The sequence below is a fragment of the Stenotrophomonas sp. STEN022 genome (assembly GCF_056760155.1).
Map to the genome: position 1 here is coordinate 1 of NZ_JBRREG010000188.1, position 2,372 is coordinate 2,372.

Genomic DNA, 2,372 nt, shown 5'->3' on the forward strand with positions numbered 1-2,372 from the left:
CCCCGGCCCCCCCCGCGGCGGCGCCCCGCCGGCCCCCCCCCCCGGCCCCCGCCGCCCCCACAAATAAATTACCACCCGCCGCCCGAGCCGCCCCCCCCACTACAGGTGGAGCTGGGCGGAGCATGGCTCGCCTCTGGCAATTGTCTTGGTTTGGTGGGCAGCCGGCGACAGCGTAAGACCGGGCCGTCAGCTTCCGCCGTGGCGGGTGGCGTACTAACATCGCCCGGCAGGCCAGCGAGGACGCAGGCCCGAGCATCCAACCGGGGGCGACATGGAACGGGTCTTGAAAGTGTTGGGGATACTGGCTGTGGCTGCCGGTCTGGCCGGCTGTGGCAATCTTGGAAAGTCCAACGAAGCGCGTATCAACGACGCCATACCGCCGGGTAGCGCGGTGCTTGCCAACAAACAGCGGCTCGAAGCGCAATTGAAGGCATTGGGGAAGGACGCTGCCGGTTTTGAGCGAGCGTATCAGGATCGATTGCTGCAACGTGCAAGCGAGTGTGGCAAGGACTACAAGGTCTCGCTGTTCGCCAGTGGCGACAGCGTGCGCGACGATCTGGCTGGCAGCACCTGCTTCGTTGATAGTGATGCCGCTTTGGATGAGTGGTTGGTGCTGCAGCGCATGGCCGTCCTGCTGACGGCGCCGCCATTGCGGGCAGTTGCCAGTCCGCCAGCCAGTTTCATCAGCAGTGATGTCAGCGTCCGGCAAGCGACCTTCGCGGCCAAGGCCGGCGTGATGATTCTGGAGGCGGATGGCAAGTATCGGCTGGTCGACATGCAGACCAGCAAGGTGCTGTCGGAAGCCGACGGGCGCTTGGGCGGCGGTGCGCTGTCGGCGAATGGTCGTTTGGTCGCGGTCGCTACGGATGACGGTGGCACCGAGGTCAGGGAGACTGAGTCGGGTGAGGTGCTCGCGCGCTACGCAGTGCAACCACGACGCTTTCAGTGGGTTGAAGGCGTGGGCGCAATCTTCAGCGAGCGCAGCAAGCGGAATGCGCAACGGCGCTCGGTGGTTGTGCTGCTGGATGCCGTCGGGGGAAAGCATCTGCCTGTTCCACTTGATGCTGTAGCGGTGGACAAGGTAGTGCCGGTACCAGGCAAGCCGAATCACTATCTTGTGTTCTCACCCCGCCGTTTGGCTGAGATCGCTTTGCGGAAGGGCAGCAATGGCTGGGAAGTGCAGTTGCTGTCCGAGCAACCGCTGGATTTCAACGCAGCAAACGGCGACCTGGTGGAGGCGATTGATGGCAGTTACGTTGCGCTGGCACAGGGCGAATTGAAGCAATTTGTGCTTGCCGACCGGCAGGTGCAGGCCTTGCCGTTGCAGCCGCTGCAGGTTCGTTCGGCGTGGGCAACGCCGCGCAGCGATGAGTTGCTGCTGCGTGCCTATCTTGGCAATGGCATGGGGGAAAGTCGCGACTACCTGTATTCGCTCAGCAAGCAGACGTTGGCACAGGTTGATGCGACGAAGCTGTTGTCGAGGCAGTTCATCTTCATTCCGTCATTGCAGCGCAATGGCGTTCTTGACCAGACCAAGATCCAGGTACTGCAGGAACTGCCGCTGCTGCCAACGCAGAGTGTCAGCAACGTCATCACCCAGTTCGAAGCAGAAGGCCGCGCCGCGCTGGCCACGCGTGCGCAGGAGTTTGCGGAAATTGAGGGCAGCCTGCGCGAGGCGGAAAAGCTAGCGGCGGGGTCGCCGGAACATCTGGCGCTGGTGCAGCGCGCACGCGCAGCGCTGGCCGCGCGAAACGTTGGCACCTCTCCGCCCGTGCCGCCGGCGCAGCAACGTTCCAACACCCCCGCGCTGGCTGCGCTTGCGCGCAACGCACGGATCGAGGCGGTGGGTGTATACGAGGCCGAAAACGGGGTTCACGGCGTTGGCATTCAACGTCAGGCCGGGTCCATCCAGGTTCGCGTGCGTCGTTCCAGTGTGCCTACCATTCTTGTGCTCAGCGCCTATGAGCCGGTGAACTGGGTGCTGACTGTGGAGCCAGGTGCCAATCTGCAGGCGGTGCTGGTGGGGGGCTACCACCCGGGGCAGGTGTTTGGCGCCGGCAACGCGCGGATCGTGCAGTTGGGGAGGGCCTATGCCTACAAACGCGGTGGCAGTGAGTACAGCGCGTTGGATGCGGAAGTGCAGCGCTGGACAGGTAAGCCAATTGGGGCCTTCCAGGGGCGCTATGACGGCGCCAGCTTCGTCACTGGGTTGTAGCGATGTGCAATACGGCGCGCAGCTGGTTGGCTTTCTGCCGGGCTGGGTGTGAAATCGCTGCCTAAGCAGAAGGGAGCGGGCTGTAGTGGGGGGGGGGGCGGGGGGGGGGGCGGGCGGGGGGGGGCCGGGGGCGCCCGGGGGGGGGGGGCGGGGGAGG

At 64.8% G+C, this 2,372-nt stretch carries 1 protein-coding gene; it reads left to right on the forward strand.

Translation table 11 applies throughout. The features are described 5' to 3' along the window. Positions 1–271: 271 nt before the first annotated feature. The gene (locus tag ACVOMF_RS20825; protein ID WP_481510965.1) at positions 272–2,215 is read left to right on the forward strand and encodes a hypothetical protein; all 1,944 of its coding nucleotides are present in this window, start codon (positions 272–274) and stop codon (positions 2,213–2,215) included. The last annotated feature ends 157 nt before the right edge of the window (positions 2,216–2,372 follow it).

Excerpts from the sequence above, each read along its gene's own strand:
- ACVOMF_RS20825 (WP_481510965.1), top strand. The coding sequence starts at position 272 with ATGGAACGGGTCTTGAAAGTGTTGGGGATACTGGCTGTGGCTGCCGGT.